Origin of the sequence: Anabaena sp. PCC 7108, assembly GCF_000332135.1 — a bacterium.
Taxonomy (GTDB): Bacteria; Cyanobacteriota; Cyanobacteriia; order Cyanobacteriales; family Nostocaceae; genus Anabaena.
This window is the reverse complement of record NZ_KB235896.1, coordinates 934,540-957,252: the sequence shown is the minus strand read 5'-3', so window position 1 is coordinate 957,252 and position 22,713 is coordinate 934,540. Positions and strand designations below refer to the sequence as shown.

At 41.1% G+C, this 22,713-nt stretch carries 18 protein-coding genes; 13 read left to right on the top strand and 5 right to left on the bottom strand.

Annotation, left to right across the window (positions count from 1 at the left end):
• Positions 1–35: 35 nt before the first annotated feature.
• Positions 36–2,669, bottom strand: coding sequence for a DNA topoisomerase (ATP-hydrolyzing) subunit A (gene gyrA / locus ANA7108_RS0105010; protein WP_026103988.1), 2,634 nt, complete (start codon positions 2,667–2,669; stop codon positions 36–38).
• Between the two features lie 579 nt (positions 2,670–3,248).
• On the opposite strand from gyrA, the gene ANA7108_RS0105005 reads away from it, so the two are divergent.
• The 3 genes from ANA7108_RS0105005 (at position 3,249) to murF (ending at position 6,807) form a co-directional block, all read left to right on the top strand.
• Positions 3,249–4,166, top strand: a complete 918-nt coding sequence (locus ANA7108_RS0105005) for a histone deacetylase (protein ID WP_016949673.1) — start codon at positions 3,249–3,251, stop codon at positions 4,164–4,166.
• Between the two features lie 615 nt (positions 4,167–4,781).
• On the top strand, positions 4,782–4,916 hold the full coding sequence (locus ANA7108_RS31160) for a hypothetical protein (RefSeq protein ID WP_016949672.1): 135 nt from the start codon (positions 4,782–4,784) through the stop codon (positions 4,914–4,916).
• 535 nt (positions 4,917–5,451) lie between these two features.
• Positions 5,452–6,807 (top strand): UDP-N-acetylmuramoyl-tripeptide--D-alanyl-D-alanine ligase, encoded by a 1,356-nt coding sequence (gene murF / locus ANA7108_RS0104995; RefSeq protein WP_016949671.1) that lies wholly within the window; start codon positions 5,452–5,454, stop codon positions 6,805–6,807.
• A gap of 124 nt (positions 6,808–6,931) precedes the next feature.
• Here murF and ANA7108_RS0104990 read toward each other — a convergent pair whose 3' ends face one another.
• The 4 genes from ANA7108_RS0104990 to ANA7108_RS0104975 form a co-directional block, all read right to left on the bottom strand.
• Positions 6,932–8,254: a CO2 hydration protein gene (locus ANA7108_RS0104990; RefSeq protein ID WP_016949670.1), complete on the bottom strand. Its 1,323-nt coding sequence runs from the start codon at positions 8,252–8,254 to the stop codon at positions 6,932–6,934.
• A gap of 372 nt (positions 8,255–8,626) precedes the next feature.
• Positions 8,627–10,129, bottom strand: a complete 1,503-nt coding sequence (locus ANA7108_RS0104985) for an NADH-quinone oxidoreductase subunit M (protein ID WP_016949669.1) — start codon at positions 10,127–10,129, stop codon at positions 8,627–8,629.
• Between the two features lie 86 nt (positions 10,130–10,215).
• Complete coding sequence (locus tag ANA7108_RS0104980; protein WP_016949668.1) at positions 10,216–12,075, bottom strand: NAD(P)H-quinone oxidoreductase subunit F; 1,860 nt, start codon at positions 12,073–12,075, stop codon at positions 10,216–10,218.
• Between the two features lie 542 nt (positions 12,076–12,617).
• On the bottom strand, positions 12,618–12,812 hold the full coding sequence (locus tag ANA7108_RS0104975) for a hypothetical protein (RefSeq protein WP_016949667.1): 195 nt from the start codon (positions 12,810–12,812) through the stop codon (positions 12,618–12,620).
• 346 nt (positions 12,813–13,158) lie between these two features.
• Between ANA7108_RS0104975 and ANA7108_RS0104970 the strand changes: the two genes are divergently transcribed.
• The 10 genes from ANA7108_RS0104970 (at position 13,159) to atpA (ending at position 22,592) form a co-directional block, all read left to right on the top strand.
• Positions 13,159–14,703, top strand: a complete 1,545-nt coding sequence (locus tag ANA7108_RS0104970) for an FAD-dependent oxidoreductase (RefSeq protein ID WP_016949666.1) — start codon at positions 13,159–13,161, stop codon at positions 14,701–14,703.
• Between the two features lie 97 nt (positions 14,704–14,800).
• Positions 14,801–15,982, top strand: a complete 1,182-nt coding sequence (locus ANA7108_RS0104965; protein ID WP_016949665.1) for a class I SAM-dependent methyltransferase — start codon at positions 14,801–14,803, stop codon at positions 15,980–15,982.
• A gap of 165 nt (positions 15,983–16,147) precedes the next feature.
• Positions 16,148–16,717: a hypothetical protein gene (locus ANA7108_RS0104960; protein ID WP_016949664.1), complete on the top strand. Its 570-nt coding sequence runs from the start codon at positions 16,148–16,150 to the stop codon at positions 16,715–16,717.
• Between the two features lie 549 nt (positions 16,718–17,266).
• A complete protein-coding gene (locus ANA7108_RS0104955; protein ID WP_016949663.1) occupies positions 17,267–17,719 on the top strand; it encodes an ATP synthase subunit I in 453 nt (150 codons plus the stop codon).
• Positions 17,720–17,959: 240 nt separating this feature from the next.
• On the top strand, positions 17,960–18,718 hold the full coding sequence (gene atpB / locus ANA7108_RS0104950; RefSeq protein ID WP_015213883.1) for a F0F1 ATP synthase subunit A: 759 nt from the start codon (positions 17,960–17,962) through the stop codon (positions 18,716–18,718).
• Positions 18,719–18,879: 161 nt separating this feature from the next.
• Positions 18,880–19,125, top strand: a complete 246-nt coding sequence (gene atpE / locus ANA7108_RS0104945; RefSeq protein ID WP_015206126.1) for an ATP synthase F0 subunit C — start codon at positions 18,880–18,882, stop codon at positions 19,123–19,125.
• Between the two features lie 140 nt (positions 19,126–19,265).
• A complete protein-coding gene (locus ANA7108_RS0104940; RefSeq protein WP_016949662.1) occupies positions 19,266–19,757 on the top strand; it encodes a F0F1 ATP synthase subunit B' in 492 nt (163 codons plus the stop codon).
• A 112-nt stretch (positions 19,758–19,869) separates the two neighbouring features.
• The gene (locus ANA7108_RS0104935; RefSeq protein ID WP_016949661.1) at positions 19,870–20,421 is read left to right on the top strand and encodes a F0F1 ATP synthase subunit B; all 552 of its coding nucleotides are present in this window, start codon (positions 19,870–19,872) and stop codon (positions 20,419–20,421) included.
• A complete protein-coding gene (atpH, locus tag ANA7108_RS0104930; RefSeq protein ID WP_016949660.1) occupies positions 20,418–20,972 on the top strand; it encodes an ATP synthase F1 subunit delta in 555 nt (184 codons plus the stop codon). The genes ANA7108_RS0104935 and atpH overlap by 4 nt, the downstream gene beginning before the upstream one ends.
• Positions 20,973–21,071: 99 nt before the next feature.
• Positions 21,072–22,592, top strand: coding sequence for a F0F1 ATP synthase subunit alpha (atpA, locus tag ANA7108_RS0104925; protein ID WP_016949659.1), 1,521 nt, complete (start codon positions 21,072–21,074; stop codon positions 22,590–22,592).
• Positions 22,593–22,713: the final 121 nt, after the last annotated feature.

Sequence of the window (22,713 nt, the reverse complement as noted above, 5' to 3'; positions counted from 1 at the left end):
AAAGTGAATTTGCGTTGAATCCTCCTGTCTCTTCTTTACTCTGTTTCTTCTAGTTCTCCTGTATCACCAGTATCGGGAGGAACAATTGCTACTCCTGTAATTGCGTCATCTTCGTCTAAACGCTGCACTCTCACTCCGGTAGCAGAACGCGATTGGGTAGAAATTGCATTCACTGCTTGACGGATGATAATACCGCGATTTGTGACCATCATGATTTCTTCGTCGTTGTTGACAATTCGCAGGGTGGCTAATTTGTCTTTGGTTTTGCGGTCTTTGAATTTGGTAGCTCTTAAACCTTGTCCAGCCCGGTTTTGCAGGCGGAATTGTGCAACTGGTACGCGCTTTCCATATCCTCCCATTGTAATCACCAAAACCCAAGGACCAGTGCTGTTGCTATTGGCTACTTCTATGGTTTCTTCGTTATTTTCGATGTCTTCAGTTTCGGTGATTTCTTCGGTTTCAATGATGTCTTCAGTTTCGATGATGTCTTCAGTTTCTAATTCTGTCTCTGTATTCAAAGTCTCCAGAATAGCGGCTGGAAGAATATCCATTCCTACTAATTCATCACCTTTTTTTAGTTTCATGGATTTTACTCCACGAGTCGCTCTACCAAGAGGGCGCAATTGTTCATGAGTACAGCGGAAGTGAATCGCCATACCGTGACGGGAACCAATGATGATACTATCTTCTACTCTGGCTCTCCGTACCCAACGTAGTTGATCGCCTTCTTCTAAGGATATGGCAATTAAACCGTTGGCGCGAATGTTACTAAATGCTGCCAATGCGGTTTTTTTGATGTTACCGCCTTTGGTGAGCATGACCAAGTATTCATCATCTCTAAATTCGTCTACAGGTACGATAGAGGTGATTTTTTCTTCTTTGGGAATGGGTAACATTTGGACGATGGGTGTACCGCGACTGGTACGGGAACCAAGGGGTATTTGATAGGTTCTCAGGGAGTAGACGACTCCGCGATCGCTAAAGAATAAGACGCTATCATGGTCGCAGCAAGTTAAGAAATGCTCAATGGTATCATCATCTTTGACTTTAGCGCCGGCTTTGCCTCTGGTGGCACGACTTTGGGCTTCAAAGGTACTAACGGGCATCCGTTTGATATAACCTTGTTTGGTGAGAAGAATCAGGACTTTTTCATTTGCAATTAAGTCAAGATCGTCTAAATCCCCTTCCGCGTGAGTAATGAGTGTGCGTCGGGGTGTGGCGAAACTAGTTTTAATTTGGCTAACTTCGCTTTCGATGATTTCTAGCACCCGTTCCCGTCTATCCAAGATATCTTGTAAGTCGGCGATCTGGTTTTGTAATTCTTCATGTTCTAGACGAATTTTATCGGCTTCTAGGGCTGTTAATCGCCGCAGTTGCATCTGTAAAATTGCATCTGCTTGGACTTCCGAAAGTCCGTAAGTTGTGATTAACTCACCTTTAGCTGTGGGTGCGTCCGGTGCATGACGAATCAAGATAATAATTGCATCCAATTGGGATAAAGCAATTAATAAACCTTGTAAAAGATGATCTCTTTCTTGTGCTTTCCGTAATTGATAACGGGTACGTCTGTTAATGGTTTCAATGCGGAAATCCAAGAAGACTCTTAAGAAGTCTTTAATGGTGAGGACTTGGGGTTCACCATTCACCAAGGCCAACATATTCGCGCCAAAGTTGGCTTGGAGTGGAGTTTGTTTGTAAAGGTTGTTGAGAACAACGCGGGGATAAGCATCGCGTTTTAATTCTATGACGATTCGCATTCCGTCGCGATCGCTTTCATCCCGAATATCTGCAATCCCTTCAATGCGTTTATCATTTACCAACTCGGCTATTTTTTCAATCAAGGCCGCTTTGTTGGTTTGGTAAGGCAATTCTGTGATAATAATTGCTTCCCGTTCTGGTCTATTTCGTTGTTCAATGGTTTCAATATTGGCAACGCCGCGCATGGTGATAGAACCGCGCCCGGTGGTGTAAGCTTCTTTAATTGCTGAAGTTCCCAAAACCAGCGCCCCAGTTGGGAAATCTGGTCCGTGGATATACTGCATTAACTCAATATCGGTAATTTCGGGTTTGTGAATTACCGCTACTAACCCATCAATCAATTCCCCTAAGTTGTGAGGAGGAATGTTTGTCGCCATTCCCACCGCAATCCCAGAAGAACCATTTAGCAGTAGTTGGGGGATACGTGATGGTAAAACTGTCGGTTCTTGTTGAGAACCATCGAAGTTATCGGCAAAGTCTACAGTTTCGGCTTCAATATCTTGCAGTAGGGCGGCACTCGTTAAGGCTTGCAAGCGACATTCTGTGTACCGCATTGCCGCCGGCGGGTCGTTATCTACTGAACCAAAGTTACCATGTCCGTTGATTAAGGGCGATCGCATCGAAAAATCCTGCGCCATCCGCACCAAGGCATCATACACCGCTGTGTCACCATGAGGGTGAAATTTACCTAGTACTTCCCCCACCACACGGGCGCATTTTCTAAAGGGGCGGTCTGGCAGCAAACCCAACTCGTGCATAGCATAGAGGATGCGACGATGCACAGGTTTTAGACCATCCCTTGCATCTGGCAGCGCCCGACCTACAATTACGCTCATGGCGTATTCCAGATAAGACCGCGACATTTCATTTCGCAAATCCGTCGGGATAATCCTCTCCTGTGAGGTTGTCATAACCTAAACAACTCCAAAAATTGTAGATTTTAGCCTTTGTAATTGACAAAACACAAAATTATGTCAAATTAATCTTGAAAAATTGCCATATTTTGATATAATCCTAACATATATTCAGGTACTTTGTGGCAAGAATGGCTAACAAAACAATAATAGATTAGCAACTCCAAATTAAAATATTATATCAATTACAGTTACAGCAAAATTCAGGAGCCATGAGTCATATTGTCTTTGGTGAAAGATTTATAATTAGGGCTGAACCGGAGATAGGTAGGCGCAGTGACGCGGGGAGTTTTTTTGATAAATAATTAAGCCCAGATGATATCAGAAGTAAAAGCCGCTTAATATTTGAGTTTTGTTGATATTTGAGTTTTGATTTTCCGTTGGGAATTCATTTAGTTGTAATCGGTTAGATCATAAAATTGGAGTTACTTTTAATCGCATTTTTATCACTACCAACTCACTTCGCAGAGGAGAATTAAAAATCTCACATCAATCTCACATAACAATCTAAAAAATCCATATCGTACCAGTTCTTTAGAGATTTTTCATATTGGATGAATTTACACAGTTTTATTTATGCTACCAATTATTTATTCTGATGAATTTCTAGAACATAAAACAGGACGCTATCATCCTGAAAAACCAGAACGCTTAACCGCGATTGTTAAAGCTTTAAAAGCTGGGAGTTTTACCAAACAAATTGAATGGCTATCCCCTACCACAAAACCCGGACAGATGACTTGGATAGAAAAAGTCCATACTGCCACATATATTAACAAACTTAAAGAAATTGCTTCCACGGGTGGTGGTTATTTGGATGGAGACACCCCAGTTTCCCCCCGTAGTTATGATGTAGCTTTGTTGGCGGTGAGTGCTTGGTTGGATGGGGTAGATGCTGTTTTAGCCACAGAAAATCCCGCATTTGTATTGGCGCGTCCACCGGGACATCATGCCGAAAGTGATGCTGGGATGGGGTTTTGTTTATTTTCCAATGCGGCCATTGCCTCTGTCTATGCCTTAGAAAAACCGGGAGTTAACCGTGTTGCTATCTTAGACTGGGATGTCCATCACGGTAATGGTACTCAAGCCATCGTAGAAACTCACTCACAAATTGCATATTGTTCTCTACATCAGTACCCAGCTTATCCCGGTACTGGCAAAGCTTCCGAAAAAGGTTTTCATAATAATGTGTTAAATCTACCTATTCCTCCAGGTAGTAATATTACTGAATATCAACCCTTGTGGGAAAGTAAAATCATCCCATTTTTAGTTAATTTTCAGCCAGATTTACTAATTGTCAGCGCTGGTTATGATGCTAATGCGGATGATCCTTTAGCAAATATCAATTTACGTCCAGAAGATTATGGTTTATTTACAGAATATTGTTTAGGCTTAACTCACAAAATCTTATTTGGTTTAGAAGGTGGCTATGATTTACCAACACTATCAGAATCGGTAATCGCTACTATTAAACCCTGTTTAAATTGCCAGTAGTTTTGATTTTTTGAGAATTTTTCCTTAAAAGCACAACTATTAAATTCTCTCCTCTTTCCATCTCTAGTAAAGATTGATTAATAAAAAATTCAGTATCTAAGTAAGTAGGTTGGCGTTAAAAATAGTCGTTGGGATAAGGCAGGGGGCAGGGGGCAGGGAGAGAAAGGGTTTTAGCCTTGTTTACTTTTCTTTACACAGTTTGATTTTATTGTGCTTACCTACTTAGCTTGGCATAATTAAATAGAAAACCTCGCTTCCATTCCTCTGGTAGGGAAGGGGGTTGGGGGGTTAGGTTTATATTATATTTTTTAATATTGCTAAATGTAAAGATGCCATGATATTTGCTTAAGTAATAGTGACCGAATTGACTGTAAATCCGAAAAAAGTACGGTAATGAAGATTGCCTTAATTTTTACTTTCAGTATTTTTCTGTATTGTGCTTAACCAAATTTGGGTTAAATTCATCAAAACTTTAGCAAAAAAAATTTGTCATGATGTCCTGAAACATCTAAAGTTTTGTTAAGATGCAAGTGCTAGGAATTAATCAAGAAAATTCAGTCATCAGGCTGTAGACAGATAGTACTAGCGCCAGCATAGAGTTTAAAGGCTGAAACAATGAGTACCTACATTTTTTTTGACGATGCCCTCCGGATGCTTACCAATGCCTACTTGATATCGGCAGTACTGCTAATTGCCTTTTCTAGCATAGGTTTAGCAGTGATTGAGACAATTGAAAAAACAGAAAACTAGATTTGCACTTCACTGTACAGTTCTGGTTGAAAACTGTTCAATGTAGGTTTTCAGCTTGTACCAATCTTGGTAACAGGACACACTATAAGTCTCAGGGCGCTACAGGTTTATCTAAAAGTGATGAACTGCTATTGGGACATCAATATTATTACTCCCCACAGAACTGGGCTGATTTAAAGCCGAAGCGGGGAAACGGAAACATAATTGGTCACAGTACAAAAGTACTTTGGCAACAATCTATTTTTTGATCAAGAAGGCTTGCGTATATTCTGCGTAGTTTCTCATATCGAGTCCGGCTAATTGCTAATTAAACAGATTCTCCTCATTCCCGTGTCTCTGCATTAGCCTTGGTTATAAGTATTTAACCGGACACGATATTAAAGACAATCAGGAACAGGCATATATATTCCCCTGATATTTTTATATTTTGACCATAAGGATTGTAGGATTTGGTAATTATCTTCCTCGTCATCCTTGCAAATATCGGTCTGCTGTTTTTTTAATTTAAAACTAAAACACCCTATTATTTATCAGTATGCCTGTTTCTGCCACTCTATCCCAACTGGTTGAAGTCCTGTTAGCCCAACCAGTGAATTTATCTGCATCTGCCTTAGCCCAATTGGGCAGTGGTATTCAAACAGACACCCGGATGTTGCAAGCTGGTCAAGTGTTTGTGGCTTTACGGGGCGAAAAGTTCGATGGACATGAATTTGTGCCAATGGCGATGGCTTTTGGTGCGATCGCAGCAATTGTTGATTATGCTTATGAAAACCCTGGATTTCCTGTATTGCGAGTGAAAGACACTCTTCAGGCATATCAGCAAATTGCTAGATGGTGGCGTGATAGTTTTTCTATTCCTGTGATTGGGGTAACAGGTTCAGTAGGAAAAACGACAACGAAAGAACTCATCGCCGGAGTTTTAGCCACCAAAGGACAAGTTCACAAAACTTATGGGAATTTCAATAACGAAATTGGTGTACCCAAAACTCTCCTCGGACTTGGTACAGAACATGATTTCGCTGTCATAGAAATGGCGATGCGGGGAAGAGGACAAATCGCCGAACTCACACAAATCGCTAAACCAACAATTGGCGTAATTACCAATGTGGGGACAGCACATATTGAATTACTCGGTTCAGAAGCAGCTATAGCCGCAGCTAAATGTGAGTTATTGGCGGAAATGCCTGCTAATAGTGTGGCAATTCTCAATCATGACAATCCCCTGTTAATGGAAACAGCAGCGAAATTTTGGCAGGGGAAAGTTATCAGTTACGGTTTTTCTGGTGGCGATATCCAAGGAAAATTAATTGACAATGAAGTTGTAGAATTGGCAGGAATTCGCTTACCTTTACCCTTACCAGGTCGTCACAATGCTACTAATTTTTTAGCAGCTTTAGCAGTCGCCCAGGTATTAGAAATTGATTGGGCAAATCTACAATCTGGTGTCATGGTGAATATGCCTACAGGTAGATGCCAACGCTTTACTTTACCTAATGATGTTTTAATTTTAGATGAAACCTATAATGCTGCCCCAGAAGCCATGTTAGCGGCGTTGCAGTTATTGGCAGATACTCCTGGAAAGCGAAAAATTGCCGTATTGGGTGCAATGAAGGAATTAGGAGAAAGATCGCCGCAGCTACATCAACGAGTTGGCGAAATGGTGCGAAAATTGAACTTAGATAGTTTGCTAGTTTTGGTGGATGGACAAGATGCCCAAGTTATGGTTAACAGCGCTATAGGTATACCTTCTGAGTGTTTTACTAATCATGCTGATTTGGTAGCCAGATTAAAAACATTTGTGCAAGAGGGCGATCGCTTATTATTCAAAGCAGCCCATTCCGTAGGATTAGATCGGGTAGTCAATCAGTTAAGGGCAGAATTTTCTACCTAGAGTCCTTATTAAAGGAGGTAGAAGGACATCTTGTATTTTCTCAATAAAGGTTGGTGGGCATTGCCCACCTTACAAAATAATCAGGTTTTGAGACTTTTATTTTCATCAAGCAAGATATTCTATTCTATCGATAATCTTGTCTTTGAATATCCCGTAACCTAGCAGCATCGCGCATATTATAATCAGCACGCGTAAAGCGATTGATCTGCATTTCAAAAAATTCACGATTTGCCTGTAAATGCTTGGGGTTTGTATCATCTAACGGATACAAAAGCGCAGTTCTTAAAGCTTGAATTACCGCAGAGGTGACATTATACATGGAACGTTGAAAAGTAATCCCCAACTGAATCAACATATCCTCTTCACCCCGGCAATATTTTTGGTAATAATCAATCAGATATTGGGGCAAGAAATGCAACATATCTTGCATTAATAATGTGGGTGGAATTCCTGCTGTTCCCACAGGAAACACATCAGCATAGAGAATACCATAGTGAAAGTCTTTTTGATCTTCCGGTACTTGTCCGGCTTGGGCATTATAGGATTTTGTCCCCCGGAAAGGTGCAGTCCGGTAAAAAACGGCTTCTACATAGGGTAATGCAGCTTCATATAGCCAGGTGAAACCCTTTGATTTGGGAATGATTTCATAGCATTCGCCATCTACATATATATGATGATAAATGGGACGGCCAGCAATAGCAAATATGCCATTTACTATAAAATCCATTGCATCTGGAACGCCTTTAAATCCACCTTCGTCGTAGATGTCAGACATTTCAAAAAATACTGGTGCCATTACTTCCCAAAATAATCCCAAATTGGAATAATAAGACATTTGACGACACTGTTCCAAAAACATATCTGGAAACAGTTTGTACATTCCCAACATTAGGGGATTATTTTTAAAGTAAGCTGTAATTGCTTTATCAGCATTAGCTTTATATTCTTCTGAATCTAAATAAGCATCAAACTGATTTACTGGGGCGTACATTTTTCGATGCCACAGCATTGCCCGCATACAAGCTTCTGCAAATTCCATGTTAATTCTGTCATGGAATAAATGATGCACTAATTTGGGCATTTTGAAAGTTTCACCTTTCTCCATAAATGCCAAAAGTTCAGGATGTGCAGTGGCTTCACCGCGCCAAATTCTTAAATCAGCATCATCACCAGCATAATGATTATGTAAATCTAAATACTCTTGAGGTAGGAAGTATTTAAAGAAGGCAAATGGGTTCAAAAACTCACGTTCAGCTATATAAAGTAAGTCCCGCCAGTAGAAATCCATCGGTACAGCATAAGCTTTGTAGATACCGATAATTTGCATTAAGTTTTCTGGGGTATCTGGCAACATTGAACCGCCAGCTTCCAAGCGATGAATAATTTCTGCAAATTCGTGTCTAGAGGGTGGTAATTTGGTTGTTGATTTTTCTGGAGTTTGTACCATTGTTATTTCCTGTAAAAAAGATGAAATATTGATTTATGGTGTAGAAATATTGGGCAAATCTTTACGTATTTTCAGGGCATGAAAAATACTCAAAACATCATGTTGCCACTCTGGCAGTATTAACGTCATGGCTATTTCTTCTTCCTTCTTATTTCTTCCTTCTTCCTTCGCGTCCTTCGCGCCTATCCCTACGGGACACTGCGTGAACGCGGTTCATTTAATCATAATTCTTCTGGTGGAAAGAGAGTAAATAGAAGAAGTTGATATAGCAAGGGGTAGGGCGGTTAGGACACCAACTGATTATAAAACCTAGACACCAAAAGACTCTTCAGACTGTCACCTGTCACCTGTCCCCTGTCACCTGCTATATAACTACTTCAAAGCAATTTTTGAGATTACAGTTTTTTCAGGAGTAGGAATGACTGCTACCATTGATGTAGTTGTGGTTTCACTCCAACGCACTAACCAAGTTGGTTGCACTCCCAAAAAGATGATCACGGATGCCAAAATTAAAGCGGGCATTTTTTCCGCCCAGACAACTTGAGGATAATAGGCTAAATTGTTTTGAAGTCTACCAAAACAGGTACGGTTGAGAAGAATAACAAAATAAACTGCGGTTAAACCAGATGCAACTACACATAAAAGTGTGGGAATGGGAAAGGTAGAAAAACTACCTTGAAAAGAGATAAATTCAGCTACAAAACCGGTTAAACCAGGAATACCAGCACTAGCCATTCCGCTTAAAACGAGTAGGGCGCTAATGAGAGGTAAACCACGGATAGGACTCATTAAACCGTTGAGTTTATCTAATTCTCTTGTTCCGACTTTGGCTTCTACGATACCTACCAAATGGAAAAGAATTGCGAGTATGATGCCGTGACTGAACATTTGGGCAACTGCACCAACTAATGATAGAGGTGTGCTGGCTGCGGCTGCTAGTAAAATATAGCCCATGTGTCCAATGGAACTATATGCTACCATGCGCTTGATGTCTTTTTGCGCGATCGCTATGATTGCCCCATAAATAGCATTGATAGCGCCCCATATTGCTAAACTAGGCGCTATCACACTCCATGCTTGGGGAAACATACCCAGTCCAAACCGCAATAGTCCATAGGTTCCCAGCTTTGCTAATACACCACCCAGCAAGATAGCGATAGGTGCAGAAACTTCGACATAAGCATCGGGTAGCCATGTATGGAAGGGAACCAAGGGCATTTTGATCCCAAACCCTAATACTATTCCCCCTAGAAGCAGTAATTGCATTCCGGCGGAAATGTTTTGGGTAGAAACGGCATCATAAGCAAAACTGTGAGAACCGGTTAACCATACCATACCCAAGAATGTTGCCAGAATCAAAGCCCCAGAAACTGCTGTATAAATCAAAAATTTGATGCCAGCATAAGCTCTTTTTTCTCCTCCCCAAATACAAATTAATAAATAAAAGGGGATTAATTCAAGTTCATAAAACAGGAAAAACAGCAGTAAATTTTCTGCTAGGAAAGCACCAGCAACACCACCACTGACTAATAAAACCATCGAGTAGTAAAGGCGGGGGCGTTCGGTGTTTTTGTTACTACTATAAATAGCTATCCAAGTGAGAAAGCTATTTAAAACTAACATTAATATTGATAGCCCATCAACTCCCAATTGATAGTTCAATCCTAGAGTTTCATTCCAAGGTAAATATTCTTGAAATTGCATCCCTGGATAACTGATATCAAATTTGAGGAGAATGAATAGATTCCAGAGTAATACCATTCCCGCTACTGTTAAAGATGCTAACCGGGCGCGACTTGGTTGAATGGCATTACCAGGCCAAAACCCAATAATTGCAGCTGATATAATTGGTATCCAAATTAAAACACTCAGCATAATAGATTATTCTCAAAATTTACAATTCCAAATTCACAATTTTTGAGGCAGATTTTTCCTACCGAACTATCTGCCATGATCTACGTTTAGAACACTAAATCTAAAAACTGTATTCCCCAAAATGGCCAAGTTACCCACGCGCCTAACACACCAACTCCTAACAGGATGGTAAAGGCATAAAATTGAGTTTGTCCAGTGGTGCTGTATTTGAGTCCCTCTCCACCCAGAAGAGAAAATAAACCAACTAAATTAACGATGCCATCAATTACAAAACGGTCAAGCATATCGGCGAATTTAGAAATTTGGGCAACACCGAAAATGATGGTGATTTTGTAGAGTTTGGGTGTATAAAAGTCGTAAGCCAGTAAATCTTGTAATCCTTTCCAAGGCAGACGAATCGGTTTAGGAATATTGCCTAAATAAATCACGCCACTGATGCTGCAACCGAAGATACTCGACCAAATTAAAAGTAGAGCGATATCTTTATTTAAGGTAGTCCAATTGGGTAGTAATGATAAGCTTTGCAATACTAAAGGCAGATGTAAAACAAAGCCTACTAAAATTACCATTGGTAAAACCATTGGCCAATGAGCTTCTGGAGAACGTTCACTCATTTGTTTGGGTTTACCACCAAAAATTAAACCGAATTCTCTAGTTAAACTAAAGGCAGTTAAAGCATTGACAGCAACGATAATTCCCACTAATACAGGATGAGTTGTCCAAAGTCCATCGGCTAATTTAAATAATGCCCAAAAGCTGCCTAGGGGGGGAAATCCAATGAAGCCCAAAGTCCCAACAATAAACGCTATTCCCGAAACGGGGCGACGTGTCCACAGTCCGCCTAATTGAGTTACATCTTGGGTAATGTTGTTCCAAACAATTCCCCCGGTACTCATTACTAATAATGCAGAGGCTAAAGCGTGGGTGAGAACTAATAAAATTGCTGCATCATCTTGTTGTGTTCCCACAGCAATAAACACTAAGCCCATGTAAGCACTGACAGAATAAGATAAACAGCGTTTAATGTCAATTTGAGCGATCGCAATTAACGAAGCACCAATTGCTGTCACCGCCCCAATGGCAACCATAGCCGAAGAAACTGTGGGGGACAAGCTAAACACAGGTTGCAATTTAATCAGCACCCATGCACCACTCGCCACTACCACCGAATTCCGTAAAATTGTACTTGGTACAGGGCCTTCCATTGCTTCATCTAACCACAAATGCAGCGGAAATTGGGCGCATTTACCCATTGGTCCAGCAATTAACCCCAAACATACCAATGTCATCACCGTGGGGTCAACATTCGCAGTCGCCGCCCATTCAGCTAACTCTGTATAATTCCAAGTTCCTGCTAAAGGCCATATTCCCAACACCCCCATAAGCAAAAACAAGTCTCCCACCCGTTTGGTTAAAAACGCATCTCTTGCGCCTGTCACCACTAAAGGCTGACTAAACCATAAACCAACTAGCAGGTAAGTCCCCAGCGTCAAAACTTCTAAGATTACATAACTGAAGAACAAGTCATTACACAGAACTAAAGCACAAAGCCCAGCTTCAAATAATCCTAATAAGGAAAAGAAACGTCCCCAGCCCCAGTCCATTTCCATGTAACCAATGGCGAATATCTGCGCCAGGAAGTTTAAGCCAGTAATGACAATTAGCGCCCCCACACTAACCGAGGAAATTTCTAAATTAATGGTTAGGTTTAAGCCTGCTGTAGATAACCAAGGAATAAATACTTCTTGGGCTGGTTGATGCCATATCGCTGTGAAAGCAAACACAGCATGAAAAAATGAGAAAAACGTCATTACCAAGTTTACATATCCCGCCGGTCTTGGTCCCGTTTTCCGAATTATTCCCGGTGACCAAGGAACTGCTAAAAGACCGCCTATTAAAGCATAAACAGGAATCAGCCAAACACTGTCTAGCAAGTACTGAGCCATTCAATTACCTCTATATTTGCAACAAAACTTAAAGCGATCACATCAATTAGCGTTGATCCCTATCAACGCAGTGACGACCACTAATGGAACTTTATCTTTGTTTAATATTGTTAGATTTAGCTTACCTTTATCTGTCCCAAATGGGAATTACTTTCCTAGATAAATCCACGATATTTTCTGTAATTTATTCTTATAGTTCTATGGATGGAATTATTGAATAATAACCATGAGTTTTTATCTATGGATTGAAAAGTTTGTAAAGGCTACCTTACTTACCCCGTTACGGTGACGCGGTGACACGGGGACACGGAGATATGGAGACACGGTGACGCGGTGACGCGGGGATATAGAGATATGGAGACACGGAGATATGGAGACACGGTGACGGGGGGACGCGGGGACGCGGAGATATGGAGACACGGTGACGGGGGGACGCGGAGATATGGAGACACGGAGATATAGCAATTAGGAAACCAATTGATAATAAAACTTAGATACTAAAAGACTTCTCACACTGTCACCTGTCACCTGTCACCTATATCCTATATCCTGTCACCTATCACCTGTTCCTTGTCACCTGCTATACTTTCTGCAATTACTGCTGGTGGGTACAATTCACTAATGGGCGCAGGTTTCATATCTCGGTAGTCGAGGATTTGCACAACTATCAGGTAAGCAACAGCTAAAAGGATAGAAATCGCACCTGTAATAACGGCCACTATTTTTGAGCGATTCATAAATATTTCCTACAAGTTAAGTTATTGTCTCGTTTCTATATCCACATTGCCATAAACTCAAGACTTATAGCAGTCAACAGTCAGCTTTTTCAAACTTTTGTCTGAAAAGATAATATCAATATAGGACTTACGCACTATACAAATTAGACATGATGTGTATCAACCGAAATTAGTTATTTCCGGTCGGCATATTAGTAGGGTGCGTCAGATGGCAAAATTTTGTTAATTGTAGGCAAATTATCGGGTCTGACGCACCATCAAAGAGATAAAATCCACAATTCATATTTGATTAACTTTGTTAATGCGTAAGTCCTAAAATACTATAACTCTGCTGGAATTAACTGTTATGTCCCTAACCGAAGAAATTCTTTCTCAACTACCAGGAAATGTTTTAAGCGGTTTACGCCGCACCGATAATATCTTAACATCCCTGCGAACAGACAACACACCCATTCCTAACGTAGTTAAAGAAAATTCACAACCTTTAAACTCTGTGGAATGGGATGTAATTATTTGTGGTGGAACTTTAGGAATTCTCATTGGTTGCGCTTTAGCTGTACGCGGTGTGCGGGTAGCATTGCTGGAAAGGGGAATTTTGCAAGGAAGGGAACAAGAATGGAATATTTCCCGGAAAGAATTGCAAGTATTTCGAGAATTGGACTTGCTAACAGCAGCAGAATTAGAAAAGACTATTGTCACTAAATATAACCCTGCACGAGTCAGCTTTCAAGGTGGTACAGAAGTTTGGGTAGAAGATGTTCTTAACATTGGTGTAGATCCTATTTATTTACTGGAAACCTTAAAAACTAGATTTATCAATGTTGGGGGAAAATTATTTGAAAATACACCTTTTAGCGATGTAGTTGTTCACCCAAATGGAGTTAATATAAATAATCAATTTACAGCAAGATTGTTGCTTGACGCAATGGGAAACCTTTCACCAATTAGCCAACAAGCACGTCAAGGTAAAAAACCAGATGCCCTTTGTTTAGTTGTCGGAAGTTGTGCTGAAGGATTTATTAAAAATAACTCTGGTGATTTGTTGTTATCTTTCACCACTTTGCAAAATCAATGTCAATATTTTTGGGAAGCTTTCCCTGCAAAAGATGGTAGAACAACTTATTTATTTACTTATATGGATGCAAATCCACAACGCTTGAGTTTAGAAACTTTATTTGCAGAATATTTCCGTCTTTTACCAGAATATCAGGGCGTGGAACTTAGTCAACTGAAGTTTAAAAGAGCGCTCTTTGGTTTTTTTCCTAGTTATCGTCAAAGTCCTCTCCAAACTCCTTGGAATCGCATTTTACCAGTTGGTGATAGTAGCGGTAATCAATCACCTTTGAGTTTTGGCGGTTTTGGGGCTATCGTACGTCATTTAAAAAGGTTAACATTAGGAATTGAAGAAGCATTACAAATAGATAAATTATCTGTTCAAGACTTGACAATATTGCAACCCTATCAACCGAGTTTAAGTGTAACTTGGTTATTTCAAAAGGCAATGAGTGTGGGTGTAGAACAAAAAATTGACCCAAATCAAATTAACCAACTTCTCTCAGCCGTTTTTCAGGAAATGCAACAACTTGGAACTCCCGTACTTAAACCATTTTTACAAGATGTGGTGCAGTTTGGAGCTTTAACACAAACATTGTTAAAAACAGGTTTATCTCATCCTTTGTTAGTTGCGAAGATAATTCCCCAAGTTGGTTTAGATAGTTTGCTAGACTGGATGTTTCATTACATCAATCTATGTATTTATAGTGGTTTGTTTTCTATAAATCCAATGTTTAAACCATTAGTTAATAATCTACCCATTCAACAACAATATTATTGGCATCGTCTAGTAGATGCTTGGAAGTTTGGTTCTGGTGGTGATTATTCTGAAGAATAGACTTTCAATCCTGTTAAGAGTTAAGAATTCCCTGCTATAACCTTTGCCCTAATTACCACCATCGGCTAAACTCAGAAATACTGCATTAATCCTGATCATGTCCGACTCCCAAACCGTCAGTGCTGCTGTAGCTAAACTCTACGACACCTACCCATTCCCCCCAGAACCAATACTCGACGAACCACCACCAGGTTATAATTGGCGTTGGAATTGGTTAGCTGCTTACAACTTCTGCACCGGCAGAAAACCACAAAAGCAAGATATCCGCATTTTAGATGCTGGTTGTGGTTCAGGAGTCGGAACGGAATATTTAGTACATCTCAACCCCCACGCGCAGGTAGTCGGAATTGATTTAAGTGCAGGAACTCTAGAAGTAGCAAAACAACGCTGTCAAAGTTCTGGTGCTGACCGTGTAGAATTCCATCATCTGAGTATATATGATGTGGAACAGATACCAGGAGAATTTGATTTAATTAACTGCGTCGGTGTTCTCCATCATCTCCCAGATCCCATTCGTGGTATTCAAGCATTAGCGAAAAAATTAGCCCCCGGTGGCTTAATGCACATTTTTGTCTATGGGGAATTGGGACGCTGGGAAATTCAACTCATGCAAAAAGCGATCGCACTCCTCCAAGGTAACAAAAAAGGTGACTATCGTGATGGTGTTCAAGTCGGACGACAAATATTTGCTTCATTACCAGAAAATAACCGAATTGTCAAGCGTGAAAAAGAACGCTGGTCATTAGAAAACCAGCGAGATGAATGTTTTGCGGATATGTACGTACATCCCCAGGAAACTGATTACAACAGTGATACACTATTTGAATTAATAGACGCTTCTGGATTAGACTTTGTAGGTTTTTCCAATCCGGGATTTTGGCAACTAGAAAAGCTTCTAGAAAAAGCACCGGAGTTAATTGAACGAGCCGAAGAATTAACAGAACGCCAACGTTACCGCTTGATAGAATTACTGAATCCAGAAGTAACACATTACGAATTTTTCCTGAGTCGTCCCCCCCTTACCAAAACTGAATGGACAGCAGATAACACTTTATTAGCAGCAATTCCCGAACTTAACCCGTGCATAGATGGGTTTCCGAGTCAATGCTTATTTAATTACGATTACCAAATAGTTAATTTATCAACAGCCGAATTTGAGTTTATGCAAAACTGTGATGGGAAATCTACCGTAGCAGAGATTTTAACCAAAGAGCAGTTTGGGTTAGATGGAGTCAGGAATCTTTTGCAACAACAAATGATTTTACTGACACCTGGTTAAGTAGAATAACGGGATTGAAATTGCTATGGACTTAACAGCCAAATCCTCATTTTTTACCTAAAATTCACAATCAGATAAAGATTCCTGTAAAAAATACTTTCTTACTTTCTATATAAGCTAGTTTCAGTTTATCATATACGTGTAGTTTTTTTACAGATAATCCTCGTGAAATTAGTTACAAAACTAGGAATAGCAACTGCTGGTATAGCCTTGACTATGGCTTTAACCGAAACCAAACCAGCACAAGCACTAACATGGAACTGGTCTTTTAATGGCGGTGCTGAAGCTGGTACTTTTGAAACAAATGGTACTTTTGCCAATACCACAGGTCCTTTTAACTTTACCATTAACGCTGCTACAGTTGCTGTCACCAGTTCCACAGTTGCTCCCTCACTGGTAGGGGCAACTTTTACCGAAAATCAGCCGACACAGGGCTTTTTGTGGGATGGTACTGCTCCAACTCAGTTTTATAGAAACAGTGGTACACTGACAGATAGTAGCAGATTTTTTAGCAGCCCTGATTCATCGCTCTTGGCATTTGGTGTGTCAAATGGCATATTTAACGGTCGCGTATTATCCACTAATTTAACCAATGGAACCTTAACGCCAAGTGCCGCAACTCCCGTACCTTTTGACTTTTCTACCAATTTAGGCTTAGGAATATTTGGGGCTTACACTTTGGGAAATCTGGCGCTGAGAAAAGCTAAAGCTGCTAGAAAAACAGTAAAAGTATAGAAGCGAAAAAGAATATAGAGACGTTACAGACAGCGTCTCTTCAAGCGTTGTCAATAACACATATTTTAATTTTGTTAATATCTAAATATTTATCTTATTACGATTAGGACTAAAGCTGCGTGTCACACTAAAAATCTGTTGTAGGGTGCGTCAGATATCAAAAATCTGTTTATTTACTAGATTTATGCAGTCTGACGCACCCTACCAATGTGCCAGTTGCGTAAGTCCTGACCATTACCAAATTGTTAACTTATGAGCAACAGAAGTTGAGTTTCTAAAAAAATGCGATAATAATGCCACAGTGGCTGAAATTTTAGCCCAAGTCGAACTAGACTTAGACGGAGTTAAGACACCTCCGCAAACAACAACTGCTCTTACTAACCCCCTCTTCATGAAAGAAATCGGTAACAAGTAGTTCTGTTGCCAATGACCAATGACCAATGCCAAGAAGTTAATTGTTTTTTCCTAAAGTATTGTTACCGGATCGTGATATGATTCAGCTGACTGAATGTGCAGTCATCATATTCCGCTTTACTGGTTTCAAGTCCCGTGAGCTTGTCAGAAGAATCAATTGCGCCGACTCCGACAACACAACAAGATGCTCAACTTGGTTTTGAAGAGACAGAACCAGTAGACTCTTCCATGGATGACTTCTATCAACTCTATCAGGAGTTGTTAGTAATCACACTTGTTCTGACAGGGGTTATTTTCATCTCTGTGTGGATTGCTTACTCTCTGAACATTGCCCTGAACTATTTGTTAGGGGCGTGTGCAGGTGTGCTTTACTTGAGGATGTTGGCAAAAGATGTTGAGCGTTTGGGCCGAGAGAAACAATCACTGAGCAAAACTCGGTTAGCCTTATTAGTAGGACTGATTTTACTAGCATCGCGCTTAAATCAGCTGCTAGTACTGCCCATATTTTTGGGATTTCTCACCTACAAAGCCACCCTCATCATTTACGTAATTAGGTTGGCGTTTATCTCTGACTCGCCCTCCAGGTGATGCTTCCGGTATACCTAAAGGTGTTAGCGAAGCTCCTCTAAAAGAGGCACAGTAGTCAAACCCTACGGGAAGGCGAAGCGCCTACATGGGGAGGGAAACCAAGCCAGTTCCTTGTACGGGGGAAACCCACGCAAATGACTGGCTCCCCAAAACCGCGCTGACTAAACAAAAGCTACGGCGACCTTAAAAAGACTCCTCCTCTCCAGGTAATATTGGAGAAATGATCGAATTGGAAAGAAAATGCTGAATTTTCTGAACTTCTACTCTGTTCCACTTGCCGAATTGGAAGTGGGAAAACATCTGTACTGGCAAATAGGTAACTTAAAGCTACATGGCCAGGTGTTTCTCACTTCATGGTTTGTCATTGGTGTGCTAGTACTGGTTTCCGTCTTGGCAAGCAGTAACATCAAAAGAATTCCCAGTGGACTACAGAACCTGATGGAGTATGCCCTGGAATTCATTCGAGATTTGGCGAAAAACCAGATTGGCGAAAAAGAATATCGTCCTTGGGTGCCATTCGTCGGCACTTTGTTTTTGTTCATTTTTGTGTCAAATTGGTCAGGGGCGCTAGTTCCTTTCAAGTTAATTCATTTGCCAGAAGGTGAACTAACAGCACCTACAAGCGACATCAACACAACTGTTGCCTTAGCTTTGTTGACATCCTTAGCGTATTTTTATGCTGGGTTCAGCAAAAAGGGTTTAGGGTATTTTGGCAACTACGTGCAACCAGTTTCGTTTATGTTGCCATTCAAGATTATTGAAGATTTCACCAAACCCCTTTCCCTAAGCTTCCGTTTATTCGGTAACATTTTAGCTGATGAACTGGTGGTAGGAGTACTAGTTTTGCTAGTTCCCTTGTTCGTACCTTTACCAGTAATGGCATTGGGACTGTTTACCAGCGCCATTCAAGCACTAATTTTTGCCACTTTAGCTGCTGCTTACATCGGTGAAGCGATGGAAGATCATCATGGTGGTGAAGAGCATGAGGGACATCATTAAATCTCTCAGAAAATAGTCATGAGTCATTTTAGGTGACAGAGAACAGGTAACAGGTGACAGAAAGTAGTCAACTGAAAACTGGAAACTGAAAACTGAAAATTGACTATTGACAACGACAACTACAAGACCCGTCTAACTCAGTAAAGTAAGGAAAAAATATCATGGATCCATTAGTTTCTGCTGCTTCCGTTATTGCTGCTGCTCTAGCTGTTGGTTTGGCTGCAATCGGACCCGGTATTGGTCAAGGTAACGCAGCTGGACAAGCTGTAGAAGGTATTGCTCGTCAGCCAGAAGCTGAAGGCAAAATTCGCGGTACATTGCTGTTAAGCTTGGCATTCATGGAAGCGCTAACCATCTACGGTCTAGTAGTTGCTCTAGTGCTACTGTTTGCTAACCCCTTCGCATAATCAGTAATGAGTGCTGAGTAATGAGTGCTGAGTAAAAACAAGTTAAGAGTTGGGAGTTTAACAAAGATAACTCAAAACTATTAACTCAGGACTCAGGACTCAGGACTCAGCACTAAAATAGTAGATAGGAATAAGCAAACATGACACACTGGATCACCTTATTGGCTGTAGAAGAAGTTGCCAAAGAAGGGGGTTTGTTTGATCTAGATGCTACCCTGCCTTTGATGGCAATCCAGTTTCTAATCTTAGCCCTAATATTGAACGCAACTCTTTACAAGCCCTTGGGCAATGCAATTGATGGACGGAATGAATATATCCGTAGCAATCAATTAGAAGCTCAAGAACGCTTGTCAAAAACAGAAAAATTGGCACAGCAATACGAGCAGGATCTAGCAGGAGCTAGACGGCAAGCACAAACAATTGTTGCTGAAGCTCAAGCCGAAGCTCAAAAAATCGCTGCCCAAAAAATTGCCGCAGCGCAAAAAGAAGCCCAGGCACAAAGAGAACAAGCAGCTGGTGAAATTGAGCAGCAAAAACAACAAGCTTTAAGTTCTTTGGAAGCACAAGTTGATGCGCTCAGTCGGCAAATGCTAGAAAAGCTTTTAGGAGCCGATTTAGTTAACCAGCGCTAACTCAAAAAATAGTCATTGGTCATTAGTCATTAGTCATTAGTCATTAAGTAAGACAACTGACAACTGACAACTGACAAAAAAGTTTTGGCAGCGCAGTTGTGGATGAAAAATCATGGGGACTTTTTTACTGTTGATGGCCGAATCTAGCGCCGTCGGAGGTGAATTGGCAGAAGGAGGGTTTAGTCTAAACACAAATATTTTAGACACTAACCTGATTAACCTGGCCATTATTATTACTGTGCTGTTTGTCTTCGGACGGAAAGTTGTGGGTAACACCCTCAAAACTCGCCGAGAAAATATTGAAACAGCAATTAAGAATGCAGAGCAAAGAGCTAAGGATGCAGCCGAAAAGTTCAAAGAGGCGCAGCAAAACCTAGAACGAGCTACCGCCGAAGCTGAAAGAATTAAAAAAGCAGCCCAAGACAATGCCCAAGCTGCTAAAGAAGCTATCTTGGCACAAGCTGCTGTAGATATTGAGCGCTTGCAGGTAGCAGGTGCAGATGATTTGAGTGCAGAACTAGATAAAGCGATCGCTCAATTACGTCAAAAAGTAGTTGCTCAAGCACTACAAAAAGTTGAGGCGCAACTCAAGAGCGGAATTGCTGACGATGCTCAACAAGTTTTAATTGAACGCAGCATCTCACAATTGGGAGGGAAAGTATGAAAAGTAATGCAGCAGCAGCCGAAATAGCCCAGCCTTATGCACAGGCGCTGTTGTCCCTGGCGCAATCGAAAAACTTAACAGAAGATTTCGGCACAGACGCGCGTACTTTCCTCGGCTTCTTTACAGCCAACAAGGAGTTGGAGACATATTTGAGCAACCCCTTTATTCAGGCTGAAAACAAGAAGAGTCTGCTCAGACAAGTGCTTGGTGAGGGCGTTAGTCCTTACCTGCGTAACTTTTTGTTGCTGCTAGTTGACAGACGACGCATTTCTTTTCTGGAACCGATTTTACAACAGTACTTGGTACTGTTGCGGCAGCTCAATCAAACCGTATTAGCCGAAGTTACTTCTGCGGTTGCTTTGACAGAAGCTCAACAGCAAGCAATTACAGAAAAAGTAATTGCCATCACCAAGGCTCGCCAGGTAGAAATACAAACCAAGATAGATAGCGAGTTGATTGGCGGTGTGATTATCAAAGTCGGCTCACAAGTAATTGATGCTAGTTTGCGCGGTCAACTACGTCGTCTTTCCTTGCGCTTAAGCAGTAGCTGAAATAATTAATAATTCAAAATTAAAAATTAGAAAAAACTATTTTTAATTTTGAATTGTCTTGACTTCTTCCGTCTCGAAAGAAAACTAATAGCACGACAAATGAGTATTTCCATCAGACCAGACGAAATCAGCAACATTATCCAACAACAAATCGAGCAATATGACCAAGAGGTTAAAGTTGCTAACGTTGGTACAGTCTTACAAGTTGGTGACGGTATTGCCCGCATCTATGGCTTAGAAAAAGCTATGGCTGGGGAACTCCTAGAATTTGAAGATGGCACAATCGGCATCGCCCAAAACTTAGAAGAAGATAACGTGGGCGCGGTGTTAATGGGTGAAGGCCGGGAAATTCAAGAAGGTAGCTCCGTAATTGCTACTGGTAGAATTGCTCAAGTACCTGTAGGTGAAGCCTTAGTTGGTCGCGTTGTCGATGCTTTGGGTCGCCCCATTGATGGTAAAGGCGATCTGAAAACTACAGAAACCCGCTTGATTGAATCCCCAGCACCTGGGATTATTGCCCGTAAGTCTGTACACGAACCAATGCAAACCGGGATCACCGCTATTGACTCGATGATTCCCATCGGTCGTGGTCAACGGGAATTGATTATTGGTGACCGTCAAACAGGCAAAACTGCGATCGCAATTGACACCATCATCAACCAAAAAGGTGAAGATGTAGTTTGTGTTTACGTTGCCATCGGTCAAAAGGCTTCCACCGTTGCCAACGTAGTTCAAACCTTACAACAAAAAGGCGCAATGGACTACACCGTAGTTGTAGCCGCTAACGCCAGTGACCCAGCTACCTTACAATACCTAGCTCCCTACACAGGCGCAACAATTGCTGAGTACTTCATGTACAAAGGCAAGGCGACCTTAGTAATTTACGATGACCTTTCTAAGCAAGCTCAGGCTTATCGCCAAATGTCCTTGCTACTCCGTCGTCCACCCGGACGGGAAGCATATCCCGGAGACGTATTCTACATCCACTCCCGTTTATTAGAACGTGCCGCTAAATTGAGCGATGAACTGGGTAAAGGCAGCATGACCGCCCTACCAATTATCGAAACCCAAGCCGGTGACGTATCCGCCTACATCCCAACTAACGTAATTTCCATTACCGACGGTCAGATTTTCTTGTCTTCTGACTTGTTCAACTCTGGTATCCGTCCCGCTGTAAACCCCGGTATCTCAGTATCCCGCGTAGGTTCTGCGGCACAAACCAAGGCAATGAAGAAAGTTGCCGGTAAGATTAAGTTGGAATTGGCACAGTTTGACGACTTACAAGCTTTCGCACAATTTGCTTCTGATTTAGATAAAGCCACCCAAGACCAGTTAGCACGTGGTGTCCGCTTACGGGAACTCCTCAAACAGCCCCAAAACGACCCACTGTCAGTAGCTGAACAAGTAGCAGTTCTTTACGCTGGTATTAACGGTTATTTGGATGACATTGCCGTAAATAAAGTAACCGTATTCGCTAAAGGTTTACGTGATTACTTGAAAAATGTTAATACTGCTTATTACCAAGCAGTACAAGGAGCAAAAGTCCTCGGTGAACCAGAAGAAGCAGCTTTGAAAGCCGCATTAACCGAGTTCAAAAAGACCTTCCAAGCAGCAGCGTAACAATTTTGGATTTTGGATTTTGGATTTTGGATGAAATAGACTGATCCAACAATTAGACATTAGCCCTGGCAGTAGATACTGTAATGCTTATTTGCAGATGAGTCTAATCTAAAATCCGAAA

What these genes read in the sequence shown, in the direction of transcription:
- gyrA (WP_026103988.1), bottom strand. Translation starts at nt 2,669, where the DNA reads ATGACAACCTCACAGGAGAGGATTATCCCGACGGATTTGCGAAATGAA.
- ANA7108_RS0105005 (WP_016949673.1), top strand. Translation starts at nt 3,249, where the DNA reads ATGCTACCAATTATTTATTCTGATGAATTTCTAGAACATAAAACAGGA.
- ANA7108_RS31160 (WP_016949672.1), top strand. Translation starts at nt 4,782, where the DNA reads ATGAGTACCTACATTTTTTTTGACGATGCCCTCCGGATGCTTACCAAT.
- murF (WP_016949671.1), top strand. Translation starts at nt 5,452, where the DNA reads ATGCCTGTTTCTGCCACTCTATCCCAACTGGTTGAAGTCCTGTTAGCC.
- ANA7108_RS0104990 (WP_016949670.1), bottom strand. Translation starts at nt 8,254, where the DNA reads ATGGTACAAACTCCAGAAAAATCAACAACCAAATTACCACCCTCTAGA.
- ANA7108_RS0104985 (WP_016949669.1), bottom strand. Translation starts at nt 10,129, where the DNA reads ATGCTGAGTGTTTTAATTTGGATACCAATTATATCAGCTGCAATTATT.
- ANA7108_RS0104980 (WP_016949668.1), bottom strand. Translation starts at nt 12,075, where the DNA reads ATGGCTCAGTACTTGCTAGACAGTGTTTGGCTGATTCCTGTTTATGCT.
- ANA7108_RS0104975 (WP_016949667.1), bottom strand. Translation starts at nt 12,812, where the DNA reads ATGAATCGCTCAAAAATAGTGGCCGTTATTACAGGTGCGATTTCTATC.
- ANA7108_RS0104970 (WP_016949666.1), top strand. Translation starts at nt 13,159, where the DNA reads ATGTCCCTAACCGAAGAAATTCTTTCTCAACTACCAGGAAATGTTTTA.
- ANA7108_RS0104965 (WP_016949665.1), top strand. Translation starts at nt 14,801, where the DNA reads ATGTCCGACTCCCAAACCGTCAGTGCTGCTGTAGCTAAACTCTACGAC.
- atpB (WP_015213883.1), top strand. Translation starts at nt 17,960, where the DNA reads ATGCTGAATTTTCTGAACTTCTACTCTGTTCCACTTGCCGAATTGGAA.
- atpE (WP_015206126.1), top strand. Translation starts at nt 18,880, where the DNA reads ATGGATCCATTAGTTTCTGCTGCTTCCGTTATTGCTGCTGCTCTAGCT.
- ANA7108_RS0104940 (WP_016949662.1), top strand. Translation starts at nt 19,266, where the DNA reads ATGACACACTGGATCACCTTATTGGCTGTAGAAGAAGTTGCCAAAGAA.
- ANA7108_RS0104935 (WP_016949661.1), top strand. Translation starts at nt 19,870, where the DNA reads ATGGGGACTTTTTTACTGTTGATGGCCGAATCTAGCGCCGTCGGAGGT.
- atpH (WP_016949660.1), top strand. Translation starts at nt 20,418, where the DNA reads ATGAAAAGTAATGCAGCAGCAGCCGAAATAGCCCAGCCTTATGCACAG.
- atpA (WP_016949659.1), top strand. Translation starts at nt 21,072, where the DNA reads ATGAGTATTTCCATCAGACCAGACGAAATCAGCAACATTATCCAACAA.